The sequence below is a fragment of the Blautia sp. HA9023 genome, assembly GCF_056504095.1.
On sequence record NZ_JBWLUR010000008.1, the window covers coordinates 580481 to 605388 of the forward strand.

General features: G+C 44.6%; 24 protein-coding genes and 1 riboswitch. Of the genes, 19 read left to right on the forward strand and 5 right to left on the reverse strand.

Going from position 1 to position 24908, the window contains the following annotated elements:
• Nucleotides 1-3 precede the first annotated feature (3 nt).
• Nucleotides 4-1224 (reverse strand): dicarboxylate/amino acid:cation symporter, encoded by a 1221-nt coding sequence (locus AC04Q6_RS12655; protein ID WP_118070936.1) that lies wholly within the window; start codon nucleotides 1222-1224, stop codon nucleotides 4-6.
• Between the two features lie 155 nt (nucleotides 1225-1379).
• On the opposite strand from AC04Q6_RS12655, the gene AC04Q6_RS12660 reads away from it, so the two are divergent.
• The 4 genes from AC04Q6_RS12660 (at nucleotide 1380) to AC04Q6_RS12675 (ending at nucleotide 5310) form a co-directional block, all read left to right on the forward strand.
• The gene (locus AC04Q6_RS12660) at nucleotides 1380-2252 is read left to right on the forward strand and encodes a LysR family transcriptional regulator (protein ID WP_118070935.1); all 873 of its coding nucleotides are present in this window, start codon (nucleotides 1380-1382) and stop codon (nucleotides 2250-2252) included.
• A gap of 65 nt (nucleotides 2253-2317) precedes the next feature.
• Nucleotides 2318-2785, forward strand: coding sequence for a DUF2284 domain-containing protein (locus tag AC04Q6_RS12665; RefSeq protein WP_118070934.1), 468 nt, complete (start codon nucleotides 2318-2320; stop codon nucleotides 2783-2785).
• Between the two features lie 130 nt (nucleotides 2786-2915).
• Nucleotides 2916-4037, forward strand: a complete 1122-nt coding sequence (locus AC04Q6_RS12670; protein ID WP_476389634.1) for an ISAs1 family transposase — start codon at nucleotides 2916-2918, stop codon at nucleotides 4035-4037.
• Nucleotides 4038-4185: 148 nt separating this feature from the next.
• Nucleotides 4186-5310, forward strand: coding sequence for a DUF362 domain-containing protein (locus AC04Q6_RS12675; protein ID WP_118071270.1), 1125 nt, complete (start codon nucleotides 4186-4188; stop codon nucleotides 5308-5310).
• A 164-nt stretch (nucleotides 5311-5474) separates the two neighbouring features.
• Here AC04Q6_RS12675 and pdxT read toward each other — a convergent pair whose 3' ends face one another.
• Nucleotides 5475-6044, reverse strand: coding sequence for a pyridoxal 5'-phosphate synthase glutaminase subunit PdxT (pdxT, locus tag AC04Q6_RS12680; RefSeq protein ID WP_118071269.1), 570 nt, complete (start codon nucleotides 6042-6044; stop codon nucleotides 5475-5477).
• The gene (gene pdxS / locus AC04Q6_RS12685; RefSeq protein WP_118071268.1) at nucleotides 6044-6925 is read right to left on the reverse strand and encodes a pyridoxal 5'-phosphate synthase lyase subunit PdxS; all 882 of its coding nucleotides are present in this window, start codon (nucleotides 6923-6925) and stop codon (nucleotides 6044-6046) included. The genes pdxT and pdxS overlap by 1 nt, the downstream gene beginning before the upstream one ends.
• Nucleotides 6926-7503: 578 nt before the next feature.
• Between pdxS and AC04Q6_RS12690 the strand changes: the two genes are divergently transcribed.
• The 12 genes from AC04Q6_RS12690 to tnpB all read left to right on the forward strand — a co-directional run bounded on the left by AC04Q6_RS12690 (nucleotide 7504) and on the right by tnpB (nucleotide 19955).
• Nucleotides 7504-8775 (forward strand): MFS transporter, encoded by a 1272-nt coding sequence (locus AC04Q6_RS12690; RefSeq protein WP_118071267.1) that lies wholly within the window; start codon nucleotides 7504-7506, stop codon nucleotides 8773-8775.
• 168 nt (nucleotides 8776-8943) lie between these two features.
• A complete protein-coding gene (locus AC04Q6_RS12695) occupies nucleotides 8944-10218 on the forward strand; it encodes a PucR family transcriptional regulator (RefSeq protein WP_243004404.1) in 1275 nt (424 codons plus the stop codon).
• Between the two features lie 228 nt (nucleotides 10219-10446).
• Entirely contained in the window at nucleotides 10447-11319 is an 873-nt protein-coding gene (locus tag AC04Q6_RS12700) for a transporter substrate-binding domain-containing protein (RefSeq protein WP_118071266.1), read from the forward strand.
• Nucleotides 11320-11337: 18 nt separating this feature from the next.
• Nucleotides 11338-12102 carry an amino acid ABC transporter permease gene (locus tag AC04Q6_RS12705; protein ID WP_242997088.1) on the forward strand — a complete coding sequence of 255 codons (765 nt, stop codon included), beginning with the start codon at nucleotides 11338-11340 and terminating at the stop codon, nucleotides 12100-12102.
• Between the two features lie 10 nt (nucleotides 12103-12112).
• Nucleotides 12113-12856, forward strand: coding sequence for an amino acid ABC transporter ATP-binding protein (locus AC04Q6_RS12710; RefSeq protein ID WP_278278437.1), 744 nt, complete (start codon nucleotides 12113-12115; stop codon nucleotides 12854-12856).
• A gap of 13 nt (nucleotides 12857-12869) precedes the next feature.
• Nucleotides 12870-13550 carry a cytidylate kinase-like family protein gene (locus tag AC04Q6_RS12715; protein ID WP_118071264.1) on the forward strand — a complete coding sequence of 227 codons (681 nt, stop codon included), beginning with the start codon at nucleotides 12870-12872 and terminating at the stop codon, nucleotides 13548-13550.
• Nucleotides 13547-14764, forward strand: a complete 1218-nt coding sequence (locus AC04Q6_RS12720; RefSeq protein ID WP_476389709.1) for an acetylornithine/succinylornithine family transaminase — start codon at nucleotides 13547-13549, stop codon at nucleotides 14762-14764. The genes AC04Q6_RS12715 and AC04Q6_RS12720 overlap by 4 nt, the downstream gene beginning before the upstream one ends.
• 18 nt (nucleotides 14765-14782) lie before the next feature.
• Nucleotides 14783-15931, forward strand: a complete 1149-nt coding sequence (locus tag AC04Q6_RS12725) for an iron-containing alcohol dehydrogenase (RefSeq protein ID WP_118071262.1) — start codon at nucleotides 14783-14785, stop codon at nucleotides 15929-15931.
• Nucleotides 15932-16075: 144 nt separating this feature from the next.
• Nucleotides 16076-17446, forward strand: a complete 1371-nt coding sequence (locus AC04Q6_RS12730) for a PhoH family protein (RefSeq protein ID WP_021652192.1) — start codon at nucleotides 16076-16078, stop codon at nucleotides 17444-17446.
• A gap of 68 nt (nucleotides 17447-17514) precedes the next feature.
• On the forward strand, nucleotides 17515-18171 hold the full coding sequence (locus AC04Q6_RS12735; RefSeq protein WP_021652193.1) for an HD domain-containing protein: 657 nt from the start codon (nucleotides 17515-17517) through the stop codon (nucleotides 18169-18171).
• Nucleotides 18172-18435: 264 nt separating this feature from the next.
• Nucleotides 18436-18858, forward strand: a complete 423-nt coding sequence (gene tnpA / locus AC04Q6_RS12740; protein ID WP_118071261.1) for an IS200/IS605 family transposase — start codon at nucleotides 18436-18438, stop codon at nucleotides 18856-18858.
• Nucleotides 18858-19955 carry an IS200/IS605 family element RNA-guided endonuclease TnpB gene (tnpB, locus tag AC04Q6_RS12745; protein ID WP_118071260.1) on the forward strand — a complete coding sequence of 366 codons (1098 nt, stop codon included), beginning with the start codon at nucleotides 18858-18860 and terminating at the stop codon, nucleotides 19953-19955. The genes tnpA and tnpB overlap by 1 nt, the downstream gene beginning before the upstream one ends.
• A 385-nt stretch (nucleotides 19956-20340) precedes the next feature.
• Here the strand turns inward: tnpB and AC04Q6_RS12750 are convergent, their stop codons facing one another.
• Nucleotides 20341-21513 (reverse strand): ATP-binding protein, encoded by a 1173-nt coding sequence (locus tag AC04Q6_RS12750; protein ID WP_476389710.1) that lies wholly within the window; start codon nucleotides 21511-21513, stop codon nucleotides 20341-20343.
• Nucleotides 21510-22187, reverse strand: coding sequence for a response regulator transcription factor (locus AC04Q6_RS12755; protein ID WP_015527267.1), 678 nt, complete (start codon nucleotides 22185-22187; stop codon nucleotides 21510-21512). Before AC04Q6_RS12755 ends, AC04Q6_RS12750 begins: the two co-directional genes overlap by 4 nt.
• 205 nt (nucleotides 22188-22392) lie before the next feature.
• Between AC04Q6_RS12755 and AC04Q6_RS12760 the strand changes: the two genes are divergently transcribed.
• Genes AC04Q6_RS12760 through AC04Q6_RS12770 form a run of 3 tightly spaced genes read left to right on the forward strand, consistent with a single transcriptional unit; the run spans nucleotide 22393 to nucleotide 24583 of the window.
• A complete protein-coding gene (locus tag AC04Q6_RS12760; protein ID WP_118169097.1) occupies nucleotides 22393-23541 on the forward strand; it encodes a TlpA family protein disulfide reductase in 1149 nt (382 codons plus the stop codon).
• Nucleotides 23542-23568: 27 nt separating this feature from the next.
• A complete protein-coding gene (locus tag AC04Q6_RS12765; protein WP_022426715.1) occupies nucleotides 23569-23721 on the forward strand; it encodes a CD1871A family CXXC motif-containing protein in 153 nt (50 codons plus the stop codon).
• Between the two features lie 7 nt (nucleotides 23722-23728).
• Nucleotides 23729-24583, forward strand: coding sequence for a 4Fe-4S binding protein (locus tag AC04Q6_RS12770; protein ID WP_118169223.1), 855 nt, complete (start codon nucleotides 23729-23731; stop codon nucleotides 24581-24583).
• 179 nt (nucleotides 24584-24762) lie between these two features.
• A riboswitch (ZMP/ZTP riboswitch) is annotated at nucleotides 24763-24844 on the forward strand.
• Nucleotides 24845-24908: the final 64 nt, after the last annotated feature.

Genomic DNA, 24908 nt, shown 5'->3' on the forward strand with positions numbered 1-24908 from the left:
TTCTTAATTCTCCTGTGGTGTTTTTACAATAAATTTCTTATAGATCGTATCAACGATCACGCCGATAGCATTGTCACCGGATACGTTGCAGGCAGTTCCGAAGGAATCCTGTGTAATGTAAAGGGCAACCATAATAGCGCAGATAGCGCCGTCCGGATCACCGGCTTCGGCTCCGAATACCATGTAAAGAAACGGAAGGGCAGTCATGATGGAACCACCTGGAGCACCAGGGGAAGCAACCATGGCAACACCGAGAGTCATGATAAATGGAACTACAGTTCCGAGGCTGATAGGCAGCTGGTTCATAAGACAGACTGCAGTAGCACAGGCTGTGATGGTGATCATGGAACCTGCCATGTGGATGTTTGCGCAGAGAGGAACTACAAAGTTGCGGATCTGCTCACATACACCGTCATTTTTTGCACATTCCAGGTTAACCGGAATGGTAGCTGCGGAAGACTGGGTTCCAAGGGCGGTGGTATATCCCGGAATCTGATTTTTGATCAGGGTGAAAGGATTCTTCTTGCTTACGGTACCTGCGATCACGAACTGGATTGTAATACAGATCAGATGCATGATGATCACAACGAGGAATACTTTCCAGAGAATGCTTAAGATGGCAAATGTTTTTCCGGAAATAGTCATATCTGTGAAAGTTCCGCAGATGTAAAGAGGAAGCAGCGGGATGATAATGGTATGAAGAACTTTGTCAATGATCTTGGAAAAATCGCTCATTCCGTTGTACAGGCTGTTTCCCATCTCTTTTCCACGCATGGAAGAGAGGCAGAGTCCCATCACAAAGGCAAGGGCAACTGCGGAAAGGGTATCCATGACCGGACTCAGGGTAATACTGAAATACGGTGTCAGGGATGCGTCTGCGGTAGCTGCGATCTGATCCAGTGCACCTTCACTCATAAAGTGCGGGAACAGGCTGGATGATACCAGATAGGATGCGGAACCTGCGATCAGAGTGGAGCCATAAGCCAGAGCCACTGTGATCAGGAGAAGCTTCCCTGCACCCTGTGAAAGATCCGCAATACCCATGGTCACATAGGCAAGGATCATCAGCGGGATGACAAATTTCAGAAAGGTACTGAAAAATCCGGAAAGGGTTACAACAAAGCGACAAAAGCCTTCCGGAAGGAACTGGCCGAACAGGATACCTACGATGATGGCAATGATCAGCTTCGGCACAAGTCCGATCTTGATTTTTTTCTTTTCCATTTGGATTCTTTCCTCCTAAGTATGAATTTATTCATTTTGCACAAAAATACGATTGACGTCCTCGTGATTGTATTGTAACATTGACATAAAAATAAGGCAAATTCACAGATTTCATCATCACGATGAAAAAATTTCATAGTAAAAGGGAGAAAATCATGGAAATCCGTCAGTTGGAGACGTTTGTACATGTAGCACAGCTTCAGAGCTTTTCCAGGGCAGCAGAGGTTCTGGGATACACTCAGTCAGCGATCACTGTCCAGATCCGTCTTCTGGAAAATGAGCTGGAAACAAGACTTTTTGACAGAACCGGAAAGCGTGTGGTGCTTACTCCGTCCGGAAAAGAGTTTATGGGGCATGCAAGCCGGATCTTATATGACGTAAATAAAGCAAAAAAGTCAATGAATGATGATGCGGAACTGAAAAATCCATTACATATCGGGACGATTGAATCTCTCTGCACAGCAAAGCTTCCGGCTGTTCTCAGCAAATTTCGTGAGTTTCACCCGAAAGTAAATATGCAGGTGACTATTGATACACCGGAGCAGCTGATACGGATGATGGAGCATAACGGGCTGGATCTTATTTATATACTGGATACCCCAAGGTGGGACCAGAACTGGGTGAAGGTCATGGAGAAGGCAGAGCCGGTAGTATTTGTGGCCTCTGCAGATTCGGAGTTTGCGGGAAAGACGCTGAAGATGGAGGATATTCTGGAAGAGCCTTTTTTTCTCACGGAAAAGAATGCCAATTATCGGCAGGCCCTGGAGCAGCAGCTGGCGCTTAAGAAGCAGGCCCTGTCACCGGTACTGGAGATCAGTGATACCGCTTTTATCATCCGCATGCTGGAAAAGAACCACGGACTTTCCTTTCTTCCCTATCTGGCTGTGGAGCGGGATATCCGGAAAGGAAGAATTGCCCTTTTACATGTGGAAGATGTGGAGATATCCATGTACCGGCAGATCTTTTACCATAAAAATAAGTTTAAGACGAGAGAGATGGAGGAGTTTATCCGTCTGGCGGCAGAGTGAAAGTCAGAGCTTGTAAAAACAAATAAAATGTGGCACTATAAAAGAAAAACACAGGAGAGAAAAAAATGAATCTTATTGAAGAAGCAAAAGCTCTTGGTTTTTCCGACGCAGCGGTCATAAGTACCGATCAGCTTGTATTTGTGCCGGAATACCGGGTTTTCTGCGAGGACAATCTTTGCGGGAATTATGATAAAAACCCGGCATGTCCACCACAGAGCGGCACTGTAGAGGAGATGAAAGAGCATGCGCTGAAATACGAAAAAACGCTGATACTCCAGACAATGCAGGATGGCCTTATGGACTACAAAAAGGCAAAACTTGCTCATAACAAACTGACAGAACAGCTGGCAGAGAAGATGAAAGAAGCGGGAATAACTGATCTTCTGATCATGAGTGCGGGACCTTATAAACATAATTCCTGCATGTCCGCTTACTGTGTGGATGCACAGAAAATGGCAGACGCTGCAGGAATGCTATGCTGGACCAGCGACGGAATGATCCGTTATTTTTCCCAGGTTCTTTTCCGTGGGTAAGATGAAGGATTTTGTAAAGGAATATGGGAGAAATAGATGGAGTTTTACGAATGCCACGACAAACGCATGAGTAAATAAATTGTGAACACACCCCTTTTCTAGTAAAATAAAAGAAAAAGGGGTGTTATTTATGCAGGAATTATTAGAGTGGATGGAATACATTGAAGATACTCGTCAGCAGACAAAGGTTCGTCATACGTTGAAGGATATTCTTGTCATTGTGTTGTTTGCAACTCTTGCGAATGCGGATGACTGGGTTGAGATGGCATTGTTTGCAGAAAGCTATCAGGATTATCTTCGAAAGTATATTGAACTAAAAAACGGAATCCCCTCTCATGATACGATCCGGCGTGTCATGGGGATGATATCGCCCGAAATTCTGCAGCAGCTCTATGGAAAATGGCAGGAGCGGCTGGATAAAAATGATGGAGAACTGTTGAAGAAGATCATCTGCATAGATGGAAAAACGATGTGTTCGAATAAACGTGGAGAAGAAAAAGCAAGTCACATTGTTTCTGCATGGAGTAAGGAAGATGGATTTTGTCTGGGACAGAAAGCAGTCAAAGAAAAAAGCAATGAAATAACAGCGATTCCAGAGCTGTTGGAAAAAATCCAGATAAAGGGTCAGATCATTACGATTGATGCAATGGGAACGCAGACAGCGATCGCAGGAAAAATCAGGCAGAAACGAGCGGATTATGTTCTGGCATTGAAGAAAAATCAATACACAATGTACGAAGATGTAAAAGAATACTTTTCGAACGAGGAGTTTCAAAAAGAAATGCGCGAAAAGGGGGCATATAAGAAGACCTGTGAGAAAGCCCATGGGCAAATTGAGATCCGAGAGTATTATCAGACGGAAGATATCCGGTGGCTGAGCCAAAAGAAGAATTGGAAAGGCCTGAGAAGCATTGTAATGGAGAAGAAACGAATAGAAAAAGCAGGAAAGATAACGTATGAATATCGATATTTTATAAGCAGTTTAAAAACGGATATCAACGAAGTCAGCCGAGCGGTGCGAGGTCATTGGAGTATAGAAAGTATGCATTGGCATTTGGATGTAACGTTTCGGGAGGATGCAAATACGACAATCGATAAAATGGCGGCACAAAATTTGAACATTATAAGAAAATGGAGCCTGAGTATTTTGAAACCAGCAGAACTATCAAGACATAAGTTGTCAATGAGAAAGAAAAGGTTCGTAGTAAGTTTGCGTCCAATTAAGTATTTAGAAGAGCTTTTAGAAGCTTAAAAAGTAGAAAAAAATAGAATTTGCAGTTGCTAACCATTCATGCGTTTGTCGTGTACGAATGCGAGTATCCGTTGACAGAAACAGAAAAAACGTGTAGAGTTTAAATAAATGTAATTACATAAAAAGAATCAGCAGGAGAAAAACCAGAATGGAAAAATCAACAGTTTATTTCACTGATTTTCGTTGTCCGGTGGGAACCAGCCAGCTGGACAAACTGAAAAAACTCTGCGTTGCCGCAGGAATCAAAGATATCGATATGGATGGAAAATTCGTAGCCATCAAGATGCATTTCGGAGAGCTTGGAAATATGGCATTCCTTCGTCCGAACTATGCAAAGGTAGTAGCAGATCTCTGTAAGGAGCAGGGCGGAATGCCGTTCCTGACAGATTGTAATACCCTTTATCCGGGAAGCAGAAAGAACGCACTGGAGCATCTGGACTGTGCAAATCTTAACGGATTTAACACGATCACAACCGGATGCCAGATCATCATCGGTGACGGAGTTCGAGGAACCGATGAAGTAGAAGTTCCGGTAGTAAACGGAGAATACTGCAAAACTGCCCTGATTGGACATGCTATCATGGACGCAGATATTTTTATCAGTCTCAGCCATTTCAAGGGACATGAGACAACCGGCTTTGGCGGTGCTCTGAAGAATATCGGTATGGGATGCGGAAGCCGTGCCGGAAAGATGCAGCAGCATGCCAGCGGAAAGCCGGCCATCCATGAAGATGTCTGTCGTGGTTGCCGCCGTTGTGCGAAAGAGTGCGGAAGTGATGCGATTACATATGTAAACAAGAAAGCAGTTATCGATTACGATAAATGCAAAGGCTGTGGCCGCTGTATCGGGGCCTGCAGCTATGATGCCGTATACAATCCGAATAGCAGTGCAAACGAGCTTCTTGATCGCAAGATGGCAGAGTATGCACAGGCTGTCTGTCACGGACGTCCCCATTTCCATATTGCGCTGGTACAGGATATCAGCCCTAACTGTGACTGCCATGGTGAAAATGATGCGCCGATCCTTCCGGATATCGGAATGTTCGCAAGCTTTGACCCGGTTGCACTGGATCAGGCCTGTGCAGATGCCTGCCTGAAGGCAACACCGATCGCCAACAGCCAGCTTGGAGAGCATCTGGCAGAGCCGGGATGGCACTGTCATCATGATCACTTTAAGGATTCCAATCCGAATATTGAGTGGAAGGCAACTCTGGATCAGGCAGAAAAGATCGGTCTGGGAACCAGGGAGTATGAGCTGAAGACAATCAAATAAGCTGAGAAATAAAGCTCAGAAAATATCAGAAAATCCGGGAACACAGTCCATATTACTCTGTGTTCCCGGATTTTTACATCTTTTTACAGGTGTGTCTGGTGGCATTCGTTTTCAGAAAACAATTTCATGTGATGAAAAGAGGCTGTTATCCCGGAATTTCAGCTTCAGGAATTACGGACGATTTCCAGAAATCTTTCATGGATCCGGGTGTCTTCATCCAGTTCCGGATGAAAAGAAAAGGCCAGCTGATTGTTGTACTGTACGCCAACGATCCGGTCTTCGACAGAAGCCAGAACCCTTGTACCATCGTGGACGTCAGACACATAAGGCGCACGGATAAAGGTCATGGGAACTTTGCCCACTGATTTAACCGTTTCTTCCGTATGAAAGCTTCCAAGCTGTCTTCCGTAGGCATTTCTGCGCACACACATGGGAATGGTGCCAAAATGACAGCTGTCCTGTCCTTCGATCTCAGAAGCTAGAAGGATCAGTCCGGCACAGGTAGCCAGAACGGGCATTCCGTTTTCGATTCTTTTTTTCAGGGGCTCAAACATATCAAGCTCTTTTAATAGCTTGCTCTGAACAGTGCTTTCCCCGCCCGGAAGGATCAGAGCGTCGAAAGGCTTTTTAAGATCACCTGCCTGGCGCAGCTCGATATGAGAAACGCCAAGGCGGTCAAGAACCTTTTCGTGTTCTGCAAAAGCACCCTGTAAAGCCAGTACCGCAATTGTCATTATTTGCCTCTTTCTGCCATCAGTAAGGCGATTTCCTGTTCATTGATCCCGACCATAGCTTCGCCAAGATCTCTGGAAAGTTCTGCGATCAGTCTGGCATCGGTGTAGTTGGTAACTGCTTTTACGATGGAAGCAGCTCTTTTTGCCGGATTTCCGGATTTAAAGATACCGGAACCGACGAAGACACCTTCGGCGCCAAGCTGCATCATAAGAGCGGCATCTGCAGGAGTGGCAACACCGCCGGCAGCAAAGTTTACAACCGGAAGTCTGCCGTTGTCATGTACATAGGATACCAGTTCATAAGGAACCTGGAGAGTTTTTGCAGCCTCAAAAAGTTCGTCTTTACGCATGCTGGTAAGCTTTGCAATCTCGCTGTTCATTTTTCGCATATGGCGGACTGCCTGAACGATATCACCGGTTCCGGGCTCACCCTTTGTACGGATCATGGAAGCACCTTCATTGATGCGGCGGAGTGCCTCTCCAAGATCTTTGGCACCGCATACAAAAGGAACTTTGAATTCTCTTTTATTGATATGATAAACATCATCAGCAGGAGAAAGAACTTCACTTTCATCAATATAGTCGATCTCAATGGCTTCCAGTACCTGTGCTTCCACAAAATGTCCGATACGGCATTTAGCCATAACTGGAATGGAAACTGCATTCTGGATCCCTTCGATCATTTTCGGGTCACTCATTCGGGAAACACCGCCTGCTGCACGGATATCGGCAGGAATACGCTCCAGAGCCATAACCGCACAGGCTCCGGCAGCCTCGGCAATTTTTGCCTGCTCAGGTGTTGTGACATCCATGATCACACCGCCCTTTAACATCTGTGCCAGTTCTTTGTTCAGTTTATATCTTTCGTTTGTTGCAGACATGATCTTTATCCTCCGTAATCATTGATTTTGTGTTTGATTTCTGTTGGTTCCAGATTATAAAACTTACTTGTGTATTTAAAAATATCCAATATAGATAATTTTTTAAGGGACAGTTATGGGGCTGTGAACAGATAAAGTGAAAAAGAGATAAAAAAACGGAAAAGCACGCCTGCTTAAAATGCGTGCTTTTTTGCTGCAGGAAAAGGATCAAAATTTGAAATATATTAGATGAAATAAGGATTTTATACAAGAATTAATGCGTGCACATGCGTGCATAAAACAACGCCGTTGTGAATAATATACAAAGAAATAACAGGAAACTTTGGACAAAAATGAGAAAACAGAAAAAGCTGTAAATTTATATTGCATAATAAGACTGCGTGTGATAACATACACACAACATAATTAACACGCATTTGACACGCAAATAAAAGATAATGGCACGCAAACAAAAGAATATCAAAGATAAGTGAAGCTAATGTGCAGGAAAACGTGCAGATCGTGTGTACAGAAACAGGCTGCATTCTGTGGGCAGAGAGTACAGAGCAGGCCGGAAATCTTTTTCAGAGGAGGAAATTATGACAGGAATACAGAAAAAACAGCGTCTGCTGACCATGATATTTGGAGCTTTTGCGATCTTTTTTACCGGATATCCCCATGTATGGTCTATTTATCAGCCCTATGTGATGGAGCAGGCAGGCTGGAGTCAGGGACAGGCATCCATGTGTTTTTATCTGGCACTTAGCACCTTTGTATTTGGAAACATCGTAGGCGGAAGGATGCAGAATCGCTTTAAGGAAAAGACGATTGTATGGATCGGAGGCGGGATCTTTGCGGCAGGAATCCTGGCATCTGCATTTCTGATCGTTCCCACACCGCTTCCTATGTATCTGTCCTATGGAGTGATGCAGGGATTTGGACAGGGAATGATCTACACGGTGATCCTGGCAACCGTGCAGAGATGGTTCCCGGACCGTACTGGATTTGCTTCCGGTGTTGTGGTAACTGCCAACGGACTTTGTGGATTTTTCCTGGCGCCGCTGAGTCGAAAGCTGCTGGAAGCGGAAGGTGTGCAGAAAACCCTTCTGATCGTTGGCGTGGCCATCACGATTTCCTGGATCCTGTGCGGTATCTTTTTTCAGGCACCCGATAAGAGTCTAGTGAACGCAGGTGGCTCTGCGGCAAAGTCCGGGACACCGGAGATGAAGCAGTATACATCCGGAGAGATGATGAGAACAAAGAATTTTTATCTTCTTCTTGCGACCATGTTCTTTGGACTGATTTCTTATTTTATGGTTTCACCGGTATCCCAGACCTACCAGATCGACCTTGGAATCCCGTCTGCAGTGGCAGTCAGTGCCGTTATGCTTGGATCCATTGTCAATGCGGGAGCAAGACTGGTGCTTCCGACACTGGCAGATAAAGTGGGCAGGATCGTCTGCATCAAAGGAGTGCTGATCGTGGCAGTGATCGCTATGGGAGTTCTCGCTGTATCAAGATCCCTGGCAGTAACGGTTGCCGTTGTGCTGATGTACGGCTGCTATGGCGGCATCATGGGAAGCTTTCCGTCTCTGACAAGCTCCATTTTCGGAATGAAACACACCGGAGAAAATTACGGATTTGTTATGTTCGGTATCGTATTCGCAACCTTTGGCGCACCGGCGATCTCCGGTCTGGTGAGCAGCAATGGTTATGAGATGAACGTGGTATTTGGGATCGGAGCTGTTTTTGCAGTGATCGCATTTGTATGCCTGACTTTGCTTGGACGAAATCTTGTGAAAGAGCATGCTGAAAAATCTGTCGGAGCAAAGAAGGGTACAGCACAGGTACGCAAACCACAGGCAGAATAAATCTGAATGTAACTGGATGCAGAGCTGTGCCGGCTGCCGGATCAAAAACAGCTGACTGAGAATCTGAAAACAGAAAAACCTGGAAGAAATAAAATGCCTGTGGCTGAGTTCTTCCAGGTTTTTTTATAAGTTGCCGAAATCCGATATTTCTGCTAGGATAACGGAAGGATGAGAAGATCAGATATTGTTTTGCCTGTTTATGGATGCGAGTGTGTGAAATACTGCAAAAATAAGGAGTTGATGCATATGATCACCTGTCAGGATATACTGGAGCTGCAGCTGGACGGAGTGGAGCTGATCGCCGGGGAAAAAGGCCTCACAAGACCTGTCACATGGACCTATATGGTGCAGACCCGGCCTTTTGAGGAGCATATGAACCAGGGGAATTTTGCTCTGTGTGTGGCAGACTATGTCCGGTTTGACCTGGAAGAAGCCGGGAAAGCCATGGAAGAACTGTATGGGCTTGGAATTTCCGGCTTTGGGATCTCTATCACCGATGACAAGGAGCCCGTCCCGAAGGAGATGATCGACAAAGCAAATGAACTGAAGCTTCCGCTGTTTTACATCCGGTGGGAAGGAGCTTCTTTTGTGGATATTGCCCAGAGTGTGGGAAAGATCATCCTGGAATATGAAATGCAGAATAAACGGATGGGAGATTATCTTTACAATCTTTTGTTTGGCTATGATATTAATGATCGCTATATCGAAAAAATCTCCCAGCAGTTCGGGATCAATTTTACTACACCCTGCAGAGTCGGGATCATTGTGGCTGACCGGAAGTACGGTATCAATCTGGAGCAGGATGAGCATATCTACGAGTATTATGCCAATTATCTGAACCAGGAAGTCATGGCAATGGAAGGTAAGCCCATGTTCCTCCGGTTTCTCAACAAATTTGTCCTTCTTTTTGAGGCAAAAAAAGACAAAAGCATTGAACATGAGCTGGAGAAGGTTCTGCAGAAGATCGATGCCAGTCCGCAGTTTCACGGAACCATCCGAAGCACCTGTATCCTGGGCGGTATCTACACCAATCCGGCAGATTTCGGCACCAGCTATCAGGAGGCAAAGCGTCTGATCCCCAAAAAAGACATACTTCCAAATCCCAAGCACAAGAAAGTTTTAAGTGCAACAGCCATGGGGATCTATCAGTATCTGTTCAATAACGACAACCATGATGAGATCCTGAATTACTGCAATGAACGGCTGGGAAAGCTGGAGGAATATGATCATGCAAACGGAACGTTTCTCCTGGATACCCTGCTTGCCTATTACATGAACGGGTTCAGCGTCGGAAAAACGGCGAAGGAGCTTTTTATCCACAGAAATTCCCTGCAGTACCGGCTGAATAAGATCCAGGAGCTGATAGATTTTGAACTGGATGACTATATGGAATATCTGGATATAATAAACTGTATCCTGATCAAACAGCTGATGTTTTCCTGAAGATCAGGTTCATATATTTACAACACTGTGCAAAATGAACAGTTTGTTTGTGCAAAATGAAAGTTGACGAAAAGCTTCTCCTGAGTATAATGAAGTCTATCAAACAACAAAGGCGTTGAAGGAAATGAAAAATTTCTTTCAGCGCCCTTTTTGTTTACAGGCGAAAACGTTCAGGTCGACCAGTTAAATATGTTTTGTGCCAGCTATGTAGAAGAGGAGGAAACGAATATGAAAAAAAATCTTTTAGGCAAAATGGTGATCACAGGTATTATTTCCGCAGCAATGTTAGCATCTACAGCAGCTTCCACATGGGCAGCAGACAAATCCGATAAGGATGTGTTAAGGGTTGGTATGGAATGTGCATATGCACCGTTCAACTGGACCCAGGATACAGACACAACCCCGGACGGAAGCAAGGCAGAACCTATTTACGGCAGTGATTATTACGCATATGGCTACGATGTGGCAGTAGCCCAGAAGCTTGCAGATCAGCTTGGAATGAAGCTGGAGATTCACAAGGTTGAGTGGTCCTCCATCGGAATCTCCATGGATGCCGGCGATTATGACTGTATCATCGCAGGTATGGGAAAAACGGCAGAAAGAGAAAAATCATATGCTTTTACAGAACCATATTATTACAGAGATAACTGTATCGTAGTAAAGGCAGGCGGCAAATATGACGATGTCAAAGGCCTTTCCGATCTTGCAGGAACAGGCTGCAAGGTTACCACACAGCTTGGAACCGGATGGGTACCGCTTCTGGATCAGATCGACGGTGCAGAGCAGTCCGGAAACTATGAGACAACCTCCGAGTGCTTTATGGCAATCTCCAACGGAGTTGCAGATGTCTGCGTTGTAGATGTTCCTACAGCAGAATCAGCAGCACTGACAAACAAGGATCTGAAGATCATCAACCTGGATGAGAAGGATACCTTTAAAGATGATGATGAAATGGTCAATGTCTGCATCGCAACAAGAAAAGATGACACAGAGCTGAGAGATAAGCTGCAGGGTGCCATGGATGACATTGGCTGGAACGATAAAGAGAAAATGGATGAGCTGATGGATACTGTTCTGACACAGCAGCCGGCAGCGAACTAGTCCAAGTGAGGTGGAGATATGTTAGGCTTTTCAATTACAGATCCGTCCAATTCCCTGGAATGGATGATCTTTCTGGCAAAAAAATATTCCAGTATGTTTCTGGAAGGAACCTGGCTGACTCTCTATATAGCTGTAGCAGGAACCATTCTTGGTTTCCTGCTGGGCTATATCATCGGTATCATCCAGGATATCCGTATCAATGAAGGCGACAGCATTCTGAAAAAAGGAATTTTTAAAATCTTAAAGGCAATCTGCAGGATCTATGTGGAGGTTTTCCGAGATACGCCTATGATCGTTCAGGCAATGGTCCTGTATTATGGTATCCGTCAGGCAAATGTGAATATTACACCATTGTTTGCAGGTGTTATGGTAACGGTACTGAACACCGGAGCCTACATGGCAGAAACTGTCAGAGCCGGTATCGGTTCCATTGATATGGGACAGAGGGAAGGCGCCTGGGCCATGGGAATGTCACCTATGAAGACTATGATCTATGTAGTACTTCCGCAGGCCTTCAAAAACATCATCCCTGAGATGGCAAATACATTTCTTACAAATCTGAAAATGACTTCCGTTCTGAATGTTATCGCAGTTCAGGAGCTGTTTATGGCAGCGAAAACTGTAGGCGGAAATTATTATAAATATTTTGAATCCTATCTTGTTATTGCAGTGATCTATTTTGTACTCTGCTTTGTATTCAACCGTCTGTTTACATTCCTTGAAAAGAAGATGAAGAAAACAGAGAACTACGCACTGGCAGTGGAATATATGGAAAATCCGTAAGGAGGGAAAAATAATGGGTGATGCAATCATATCCGTTGAGGAATTAAGTAAAGCATTCGGGCAGCATGAGGTACTGCGAAAAATCGATTTCAACGTGGAGCCGGGCGAGATCATCTGTATCGTTGGTTCCTCCGGTTCCGGAAAATCCACTCTGCTTCGCTGTATCAACAAGCTGGAAACCCAGACCAGCGGAAAGATCCGCTATCATGGAAAAGAGATCGGAGCAGTCCAGAAGGAGATCAATGAATACCGGTCAAAGGTGGGCATGGTATTTCAGTCCTTTAATCTCTTTAACAACATGACTGTTCTCCAGAACTGTATGCTCTGTACAAGAAAAGTCCTTCATCTGTCAAAGGAAGAAGCCTTTGACCGGGCGATCACACATCTGAAGCAGGTAGGAATGGCACCGTTTATCAATGCAAATCCCACACAGCTTTCAGGTGGGCAGAAGCAGAGGGTTGCCATTGCAAGATCGCTCTGCATGAATCCGGAGGTCCTGCTTTTTGATGAACCTACATCAGCGCTGGACCCGGAGATGGTAGGAGAGGTTTTAAATGTTATGAAGGAGCTGGCGACCACAGGCCTTACCATGATCATTGTGACTCATGAGATGGCATTTGCCAGAGATGTTTCCACCAGGACGATTTTTATGGATCAGGGTTACATTGTGGAGGACGCACCTCCGGCAGAGCTGTTTAAAAATCCTAAAAATGCCCGTACCAGAGAATTTTTGAGCCGTTATCTGGCAGGATAGGAAGGAGTATAAAATGGAAAATTTTATTGTAACCTTTGCCAGAGGTTTTGGAACCGGCGGAAAGGAAATCGCCTCCATGCTGGCAAAAGATCTGGGGATCCACTGCTATGAAAACCGTATCCTGACACTGGCAAGCCAGATGAGCGGACTGGATGAAAAGCTCTTCCTGGATATCAATGAGCGTATCCGGAACAACGGAGGATTTACAGGATTTCTTAAAGGGCTGCCCAGATCCAGGCAGTACATTGCAAGAAATGAGAAATTTGTTTCCGATGACCGGCTGTTTGAGTATCAGTCACAGATCATCAGAAACCTGGCAGATCAGGAATCCTGCGTGATCGTTGGAAAATGCGCGGATTATGTCTTAAAGGGCAGAAAAAATGTGGTAAGTATCTATATCGAAGCACCGCGTGCTTTCTGTCTGGAGCGGACCATGCAGAGGATGAAGGTATCCGCAGATGTGGCAGCAGCCACCATTGAGAACACAGATAAGTACAGAGCGGACTATTATAAATATTATACAAAAGGAAATTACTGGACCAATCCCGTCAATTACGATATGACGCTGAACAGTGAAAAAGTCGGAATTACAGGATGCGTAAAGATGATCGAAGAATATCTGGTGATGAAGGGTCTGATCACAAGGGAACAGATCTTATCAGAACAGATCACAAAAGGGGAGGAAAAGAAATGAAGCTGGAAGAAACAGGACTGACATTTGAGGATATCAAGGAAAAAGTAAACAAATACATGATCGAGACCTATGAGAGAATGGATTTTCTGGCAGAAAGTGCAAAAGACCAGTATATCTACAATGAGAAGGGCGAAAAATATCTGGATTTTTATGCAGGTATCGCAGTAAACTCCGCAGGAAGCTGCAATGAAAAGGTGGTAAAAGCGGTTGTAGACCAGGCGCAGACACTGATGCATACCTTCAACTATCCGTACACCATTCCCCAGGCACTTCTTGCTGAAAAGGTCTGCACAACCATCGGAATGGATAAGATCTTTTTCCAGAACTCCGGTACAGAGGCAAACGAGGCCATGATCAAAATGGCAAGAAAATACGGAATCGAAAAATATGGTCCGAACCGTTATCATATCGTAACTGCAAAAATGGGATTCCATGGAAGGACCTTTGGTGCCATGTCCGCCACCGGACAGCCGGGAAACGGATGCCAGGTCGGCTTCGGTCCCATGACCTACGGATTTTCCTATGCACCGTACAATGATCTTCAGGCTTTTAAAGATGCCTGCACGGAAAATACCATTGCCATCATGATAGAGCCTGTACAGGGCGAGGGCGGTGTCCATCCGGCAACCATGGAATTTATGAAGGGACTCCGGGAATTCTGTGATGAGAACGATATGCTCCTTCTTATTGATGAGGTCCAGACAGGCTGGTGCAGAACCGGTAATGTGATGAGCTATATGCATTACGGGATCAAACCGGATATCGTGTCCATGGCAAAAGCACTTGGAGGAGGTATGCCGATCGGTGCGATCTGTGCTACAGAGGAAGTGGCAAAAGCTTTCACACCTGGTTCTCACGGAACAACCTTCGGCGGACATCCGGTTTCCTGTGCTGCAGCATTGGCCGAGGTTGGTGTACTTCTTGACAGAGATCTGGCTGGCAATGCGGCAAAAATGGGCACCTATTTTATGGAAAAGCTTGCAAAGATCCCTCATATAAAAGAGGTTCGTGGTCAGGGTCTTCTGGTAGGCGTGGAGTTTGATGATACTATTTCCGGTGTGGATGTAAAGCATGGCTGTCTGGACAGACATCTCCTGATCACGGCCATCGGAGCACATACCATCCGTATGGTACCGCCGCTGATCATTACAGAGGAAGACTGTGATCAGGCGGCTGCCATCATTGAAGAGACAGTAAAAGCACTTTCAGAATAAGCGGAGGAGACGAACAGCATGAAAAGATTTACATTTTCCGTACCGCAGAATATTCTTTTTGGTGAAGGTGTATTAAAGGAGCTTCCCGGGGCAGCCGGGAAGCTTGGCGGAAAACATGGCTTTATCATTTCCGGCCCCACACTGAACAGACTTGGCGTAGTGGGGCAGTGTGAAGAAATCCTTACACAGGCAGGCATTGCAGTCAGCACCTTTTGTGATACAGAAGGAAATCCATCGGTGGAGACTGTGGAACGTGCAGCAGAAGCGTTCCAGGCAAGCGGAGCGGATTTTATTGTTGCTCTTGGCGGCGGTTCCCCGATGGATGTGGCAAAAGCCGTAGGCGTTGTGGCGAAATACGGCGGCAGCATCACAGAATATGAAGGTGCAGACAAGGTTCCGGGGGAGATCATCCCGCTGATCGCCATTCCTACAACTGCCGGAACCGGTTCAGAGGTTACGGCTTTTTCTGTTATTACCGATCACGAACGAAATTACAAGCTTACAGTATTTTCCTATAAGCTGATCCCGGCTTATGCACTTCTGGATCCGTTGCTTCTCACCTCCGCACCGGCTTCCGTGGCAGCTGCCTGCGGGATCGATGCACTGATCCATGCAGAGGAATCTTACGTTTCTCTGGACGCATCTCCATTTTCCGAGGCAATGAGCGAAAAAGCAATGGAGCTGATCGGGCGGAGCATCCGCACCTACGTGGCAGACCGCAGCAATCTGGAAGCAGCCTCCGATATGCTGGCAGGCTCTCTGTTTGCCGGGATTGCTTTTTCCTGGGCAAGACTTGGAAATATCCATGCCATGAGCCATCCGGTCAGTGCTTTTTTCAATGTGCCTCACGGTGTTGCAAACGGAATCCTGTTTCCGTATATCGTGAAATATAACGAAGAGGCAGCCTTCGGAAAATATCAGAAGATCTATAATTATATTTCCACGGAAGAGAAATGTGAGTCTGAGTTTTCAAAAGGAATGCTGGAGCAGGCAGTCCGTGAGCTGAATACACAGGTTGGGATCCCTGCGAAATTATCGGATGCAGGGGTTACGGATGAGTATTTTGCGCAGATGACAGAGGATGCCATGAAAAGCGGAAACATTGCGATAAATCCTCAGAAAACCGTTCGGGAGGATATCCTGGCACTGTATAAAGAGGCACTGTAGGAAGGTTCCGCTTCATCATGGAATAGAAGATTTTACGATAATTTTATACAAAAATCATAATAATGAGATAGTACCGAAAAAATAAGCATGCTGACCATATTTTCTGAAAAAGGGACAGAAGTCAGAAAAGGAGCGCATGCATATATGATAAAAACCTATGTGATAGATACGAATGTACTGATCCAGGCTCCATATGCATTGGAGTGTTTTGAGGACAATAATCTGGTACTTCCGCTGGTGGTGCTGGAAGAACTGGATGGACTTAAAAAGGCAGAGGGCGAAAAAGGAATCAATGCAAGAGCCGCAGTCCGAAAGCTGGAATGGTACAGGCAGAAGGGTGATCTGTTACAGGGAGTAGCACTTTCCGGCGGTGGTATTCTTCGTATTGAAAAAAATTTTGTACACGTAGAGCTGCCGCCGGATCTTCCGGATGACAAACCGGATAACAGGATCCTGAAGGTATGCAGAGGTCTTGCGGAAACAGATGAGCAGGTTATTCTGGTGACAAAGGATATCGTACTTCGTCTGAAGGCACAGATCATGGGAATTCAGGCAGAGGATTTTGAGCGTGAGCAGATCTCAGATGATGATGCACAGTATACCGGTCGTACAGAAGTATACATTCCGGAAGATAAGGTCAAGGAGTTCAAGAAAAAAGGAATTTCTCTTGAAGAGGTTTATCAGAGTGACGAGGAAGGAAATCATACCATACCGGAATTTCATGAGAATGAATTTGTGATACTGAAGCCGGATCAGTCTACAAAAAAGACACTTCTTGGAAGAGTATCCTCAGGAAAGATAGTCCAGCTTGTTTACAAAAAAAGCAAGCCCTATGGAATATCACCGAGAAATGTCGGACAATATTTTATGCAGGAAGCCCTTATGACAGATGCAAAAGAAGCTCCCCTTGTTATCATCAAAGGAATGGCGGGAACCGCGAAAACATTTTATTCGCTTGCTGTTGGAATGGAAAAGGTATATAACAATCCGGCACAGGAATATCGCCGTGTGATCGTATGCAGACCCAACGCACAGTTTGACGATGATATAGGATTTCTGCCGGGCGATGAAAAGGAAAAAATAGCACCTTTGATGAGACCGGTGATCGATAATCTGGAACAGATCCTTGATTCGGATGAAAAGAAGAGATATGAAGATGAAGACGAGCTGAGTGATAAGATAGCGGAGATTTTTGAACGTGGAATCATTCAGACGGAAGCATTGAATTTCATCAGAGGAAGGTCTATTGCGAAGACATATCTGATCATTGATGAAGCTCAGAATATGACACCAAATCAGGTAAAGGGCATTATCACAAGAGCAGGCCAGGGAACGAAGATCATACTGCTGGGAGATCCGCAGCAGATCGACAGGCCCTTTCTGGATGAAAGGACAAATGGTTTAAGCTATGCGGCGAAACATATGGTGGATAGTCCTCTTTGCTGGCAGATCACATTGTCAGCTGAAGAATGCGAGAGATCATCGCTGGCAATGGACGCAATAAAGAGACTCTGACTATATGGCTAAGAAGCATAAGCAGAGTGGGAATATCTGCACGAAACACGTAGGGAGAGTAAAAAAACTTGAAGTATAAGGATGTAGCGAATAATAAGGAAATCAATGCATATCTGAAAAAGGGAAATTCAAACCTGGGACAGCTTGGATTTACAGATCATTCACAGGCACATTGTGTTCAGGTAGCACATCAGGCCGGGAAGATCCTGAAAAGACTAGGCTATCCGGAGCATGAGATCGAGCTTGCAAAAATCGCCGGATATATGCATGATATCGGAAATGCGATTAACAGAAACCATCATGCGGAATACGGTGCCCTTCTTGCAAATGATCTGCTGAAGGATACCAACATGTCTCTTGAGGACAGAGTAACTGTCATAGCTGCAATCGGAAATCACGATGAATCAACAGGAAGCCCGGAAGATGTTATATCAGCAGCACTTATCATTGCGGACAAAACTGATGTCAGAAGAAGCCGTGTACGCCAGAAGGAAAGATCTGCGTTTGATATTCACGATCGTGTGAATTATGCTGTGACAGATTCGAAGCTTAAGATTGATGAAGAAAAATCTGTGATCGCACTGAACCTTCAGATCGATGAAAATATCTGTTCCATGTATGACTATTTTGAGATTTTTCTTGATCGGATGATGTTCTGCAGAAAATCAGCAGAAATTTTGGGAACAACCTTCAAGCTGACTGTAAACGGACGAAAAGTACTTTGAACAGAGTAGCTTTCGGGAAAATCCGGACCAATATGATGGTAATGAGCTGGCAATTATAGAGAAGAAAGAAGAATCCCCTGGATACGGAAAATTATCCGCGTTCAGGGGAATTTTTATGGTGTGAAAATTATATTATCCAATGCGTCGTAAAACCCTTTGCTTCAGCTATGGGGATATAAGACGCGTCCATCGAATTTATGCAAGTAATTGAAGATGGACAAAATAGTAATTGTATCAACTAATAAACTATAGTATAATACAAATATGAACACAACATATAAATCAAACAACAATGTCGTCTATTCCTGTAAATACCATGTAGTATGGTGTCCAAAGTATAGACGAAAAGTATTAATTAATGGTGTGGACGTCCGGCTGAAGGAGCTGCTCACAGAGTATGCTGCAAATCTTTCTGTAGACATTCTGGAAATGGAGATCATGCCAGACCATGTTCATATGCTTTTGGAAGTAGATCCTCAGTTTGGCATCCACAAAGCTGTAAAGTCATTTAAAGGCTATACGTCCAGAATTTTAAGACAGGAATTTCCCTATCTTAAAACGAAAATGCCGACTCTCTGGACAAACAGCTATTTTGTATCGACGGTGGGCGGTGCTCCGCTGGAAACAGTAGAACAGTATATTGAAAACCAGAAAACATCGCAGAGACAAAAGGATAAGATGGGATAATGCAAAAAGGAATTAAATTCAGGATCTACCCGAACAGAGAACAGAAAAACTTCATCCATCAGACCCTGGGATGCTGCCGGTTCATCTACAACCGGGGACTTGCCATGCGTAAGGAAGGCTATGAAAATGGGGAAAAGATCGGCTATTCCCAGACTTCCGCCATGCTGACTGAATTGAAAAAGCAAGAGGAGTTTGCCTTTCTGAAAGCAGCAGATTCCATTGCATTACAGCAGTCTTTGCGGGATCTCGACCGGGGATTTGTGAATTTCTTTCAGAAACGGGCTTCCTATCCAACCTTCAAAAGTAAACATAACCGGTTCCAGTCATACAGAACGGTAAATCAAAAAGATAATATTCGTATTGTGGGAAGATATATCAAACTTCCGAAACTTGGATTTGTTAAAATACGGCAGTCGATGGAAGTGGAAAAGATTAATCACGTGATCATTGAGCACACACCGGCTGGAAAATATTTTGCGGTTTTAAATGTTGATTTTGAACCGGAACCACGCTCAAATGCTGGCGGAACGATAGGGATTGATGTCGGAATCAAAGCGTTCTACTCCGACAGTAATGGAAATACGGTATCAAATCCCAGATATCTGGAACGCTCAATGCGAAAACTCATAAGAGAACAGCGCAGGCTTTCCCGAAAACAAAAAGATTCCCATAACCGCGAGAAGCAGCGGATCAGGGTGGCAAGAGTGTATGAGAAAGTAACCAATCAGCGGAATGATTTCCTGCAGAAACAGTCAACGATGCTGGTGCGTGAAAACCAAACCATCTGTATTGAAGATCTGAATGTTAAGGGGATGATCCGGAATCATAAACTGTCAAAATCGATAGCGAGTGTTTCCTGGGCAAAATTTTTTGAAATGCTGGAATATAAAGCTGGCTGGTATGGAAATGAAATTCACAGAGTACCAACGATGTATCCGAGCAGTCAGACCTGCAGCTGTTGTGGCAACAGAAATCCACGGATAAAAAATCTGGGCATTCGTATCTGGGAGTGTCCCAAATGCCATGCGGTTCATGACCGGGATACGAATGCAAGTATCAATATTCTGAAAAAAGGACTGCAGATGCAGTCTGCATAAAGATAAAAACTGTACCGTAGGGCATACGGGAACAGTATAAATATAGCTTGTGGACACTGTGTAAGACATTGCAGTACCGTAAGGTGTTTGCCAATGCAGTAGTGGGAGAAGCAAGAATCCCCCTGCTTTAGCTGTGGGGAGTGTCAATTTGATCTGTCGTTTGAAGAAACCGTGAGACGACATAATACAAGAAACAGAGAATTTGGTGAAAAAGATATGCGCAGATGGTGGAGAGAAAAAGATTTTTCTTCAGTTCTCAGGGAACAGGCTATTACCTGCGAAATGGATACAGACAGTATTGTTGAGAAAATATACTCGGATTTGAACGCAGATCGCAAAGCGATTGCGTTCATGAGCATATAAAGTAAATGTAATACAAACATGTTCAGACTGGCAGCATGATTGCGATCACGCTGCCTTTTTTGCTGCTTTCCAGTACTTTTACCTGTCCGTTATGCTGTCTGACAATTTCACTGACAAGTGCAAGTCCCAGGCCGGCACCTCCCATAGCACGGCTTCTTGATTTGTCCACACGGAAGAACGGGGTGAAGATTTTTTCCTGATATTCAGGAGGAATGCCGATTCCGGTGTCGGAGACTTCAAGAAAGACGTAATTGACAGAGGTGGATGTATCTGTTATTTCTTCGGAAGGATGGATATTTACGGTTACTTTTCCACCGGAGTGATTGTATTTGATCGCATTTTCCACAAGATTGTACACAGCGCGATACAGCAGCAGATAGCTTCCGGTAATAATGCAGTCCCCCTCCTGCTGGATCAGTTCAACATCCTTCTGTTCCGCTACAGAAGCCAGGTCGCAGAAAACCTCATCCGTCAGTGCTGCCAGAGAGATCCTTTCGGAACGTTCAACAGTCTGTACACCGGTCATATCCAGGAGGATTTCAGCCAGATGGGAAAGTCGCCCGGTCTGTTCCTGGAGCATGGCAAAAATCTCCTGATAATCTTTTAAAGCAGGTGCTTCCCTGCGGGCAAAAACATCCAGATTTGTCTGGATAACGGCAAGAGGAGTCCTCAGCTCATGGGCTGCATTGGCAGAAAATTGCTTCTGGGCAGTAAAAGCCTCATCCAGGCGTGCGAGCATTTTGTTAAATGAAATTGTCAGGCGGGAAATCTCGTCATTGGTAGCAGGAACTTCCAGAGCCTCTGAAAGGTTCTGGACCTCTATTTTGTTTACCTCCTGGCTGAGTCTGCGCAGGGGAAGTAATGCCTGACGGCTGATAAAATAAGTGCAGATGCTGCTGAGAAGGATGATGATCCCTGTTACCATGAGTCCTTTGGTGAGAAAAAGTTTTTTGGTTAACTGCAGCTGATCGGAAAGCTCCGGAAATAAGACGGAGGGATTCATATTAAAGGTGATGGGAGCAGAATCTGTGTTATCGATCCGTATCATGTAATCTCCCAGATCCTCCATTCCGGCAACTGCAGACTGGCTGATAAAAAAATACATCAGAATGCAGGTGACTGTCATAAGCAGTGCGGTGATCAGTGTCAGACGCCATTGAAGAGATAGCTTTCCTGTTATTTTTTTCATTTTCATTGTATATCCTCCGTTAAAATGTAACCCTGACCAATCTTATTCTGTATCGGATCAAAGCCGAGAGCTGTGCGCAGCTTTTTTCGAAGAGAAGAAATGTGGACACGAATGGAATTGCTGAGACTGTTGACGCTTCCGTCCCAGATATGCTCGATCATTTCTTCCGGGCTTATGATACGGTTCTGATGAAGAAGGAAATATTCCAGAAGAGAACTTTCCTTTCGGGTCAGAGAAAGAGGAAGACCATCGATGCTGGCCTTTCTTGTACGGGTATCAAAGCTGATACGTCCGCATTGCAGACATACATCCTGCTGGATAAATTTCCTTCGTGTCAGACTTCGGATCCGTGCCTCCAGCTCTTCAAAATGAAAAGGCTTTGTGAGATAGTCATTGGCACCGAGATCAAGCCCTTCAACCTTGTCCTGGATCTGTCCTCTGGCAGAGAGGATCAAAACGGGAGTGGAAGTATCGGATTCCCGAAACTGGCGCAGGATTTCCAGACCATCAACGCCTGGAAGATTCAGATCAAGAAGGATGAGATCATAATTTTCCACCAGACATAATTCCAGTCCTTCATCCCCGTCAAAACATGTGTCCGCTTCATAGCCATCCATACGAAGTCCCTCCGCAATAGACTGGCAGAGCTGCTTTTCATCTTCGATTATCAATATATGCATAATAAATCCTCCTAAAAAACAGTTGATTTTGCCTTGTTATCTATAATATCATGTATAGCATAAAATTCCTGTAAATTTTTTTGTTTCTTAACAGAGATTTTATACAGGGGATGATATAGTAAGGCTACAGAGAGCAAGATTTACATGTAAAATATATGCTGGTTCCGGATATGGGCCGGTGATATCAGAAGGGAGAATATAAACAATGAAATTCAGAACACAGAAAATAACAGCACTTATGGCAGCAGCGGTATTAGGAATATCTGCATTAGGAAGTGTGACGGTAACAGCGGCAGAAAGCACGGAAACAGCAGAGATCGGAGAGGCAATGGCGGTGGATGGAGAGGCAGTTTCATCAGATCTGGTAGCAGGTACATTTAAGCCTTCCGACGTAACCTGCAAGGCACAGGATTCTTATGAATATCCGTTTCTGGGACTGAAGCTTTCACTTTCGAAGGAGCTGTTAAAGCAGATCAAGGACCAGAGCATTGCAATGCTTACTACGGAAGATTTTGAGAATCAGACCAATGCAGTGACATATGCCTATGTAAGCTGGAGCAAAATGACAGAGGAACAGAAAAACGCCGAAATACAGAAGATGGGAACAGGATATGACGACTGGGTGGCAGGTCTGGACAGAATTGGTACAATTGGCGTTTATGACGAAGCTTCACAGAAAAAGCTGGATGAGATCACTGGCTGTACAGAGCATAAAGAGCTTGGAAGCAGCAGTGACGGGAAATACAAATATTATCTGAGCACCAACAAAGATGCAGATGAAAAGCTGACAAAGGAGCTGGAAAAGATCAAAACCGATATTACGGAAATGACACCGTATCAGAATATTTCCGTGTTTGACCAGCCACAGGATACCAGCAGCAACCCGGAGGATGTAAAATCTGTAGGAAAATTTGAAACAACAGGAATAGATGGAAAAACATATACAGAAAAAGTATTCAGTGACTATGACCTGACGCTGGTAAATATTTTTACAACCTGGTGCTCACCATGTGTAAAAGAAATTCCGGAACTTCAGGAGCTCTATAAAGAAATGAAAGATAAAGGCGTCGGAGTAGCAGGCGTGGTGCTTGATACTACAGATGAAAAGGGAAATCAGGACGAGGAGGCAGTAAAAAAAGCAGGCATTCTTCAGGAAAAAACAAAAGCAGAGTATCCGTTCCTGATACCGGATACTACTATGATGAACGGCCGTCTGCAGGGGATTTCCGCATTTCCTGAAACATTTTTTGTTGACAAAGATGGAAACATTGTAGGCGATACCTATACAGGAAGCCATACACTGGACGAATGGAAGGAAATCGTGGAAAAAGAGCTTAAAAACGTTTCAAAGTAGAAGATGATCATTACGGAGAGTGAAAAAATGATTCGGAAAATAACAGAATCCAGGTGGATCGGACCAGCTCTGGCGTTTTTGGGGATTTTACTGATGATATTGGGAATCTGCAGAGGTGAGGCATCTGTAGTTTTTACAAAAGCGATCAACATCTGTATGGAGTGTATTGGCATTGGATAATAAGAAGATGAAAATAAATGAATGGCCGCGGCATGGGATCCAGGCATTGTGGGCGGCCCTTACAAACAGTCACATATCAGGGTTTATAACTGGAAAGATCTATACCGGAAAACTGAAAAATGTCTGTGTTCCGGGGCTGAACTGTTATTCCTGCCCCGGGGCAAGAGGGGCCTGTCCCATTGGTTCCCTTCAGGCTGTGATCGGAAGCTGGAACTTCAAGATGGCATATTATGTAGCTGGATTTCTGATCTTTATGGGAGCGTTGCTTGGAAGACTGGTGTGCGGATTTCTCTGCCCCTTTGGACTGATCCAGGATCTGTTGAACAAGATTCCTTTTCCAAAGAAGATCCGGACATTTCGTGGGGATAAGCTTCTGCGAAAACTGAAATATGTGATCTTTCTTGTATTTGTGATCATACTTCCCATGTTTGTAGTAGATATCATGGGGCAGGGAGCACCGTATTTCTGCAAGCTGATCTGCCCGGCAGGAACGCTGGAGGGAGGTATCCCTCTGGTGCTGCTGAACAAATCCATGCGAAGTGCAGTAGGCTGGCTGTACATGTGGAAAAATACAATCCTGGTGATCACCATTATCTTATCAATTATGATATACCGGCCATTCTGTAAGTATATCTGCCCGTTGGGAGCTTTTTATTCGGTATTTAATAAAGTTTCCGTTTTTCGTTACAGAGTAGATAAAGAAAAATGTGTTCACTGCGGAAAATGCAGAAATATCTGCCAGATGGAGGTCGATCCGACGGAAAATCCAAACAGTACAGAATGCATCCGATGTGGAAGATGTAAAAAGATATGTCCGACACAGGCGATCCGGTGTGGGTTTGCAGGCAAAAATCAGACCTGATTTACGTTAATTGACGAAAAACAGAATTTTCCTTATAACATTCAGTATCTGATGAATAGTACGGAAAACTGAAATGATTCAGAAAATTAGACTCAGTTCACTTTAAAAGTGAAAAAAATAATTTGATAATTTCTTGACAAGTACTAATAAATATGTTAATATTCAATCATCAAATTAATAAAGTCTTCGGTGACTGACGGAGTTGTGGGATAACCACGAGGGAGCCGGAGATTCGATGAGTCGACCGTCTGGGCAGTATTTGAAAAAATTCAGATACTGCTCTTTTTTATGGGATAAAAGATGCAGACGGTTGCAGCGGAGAAAG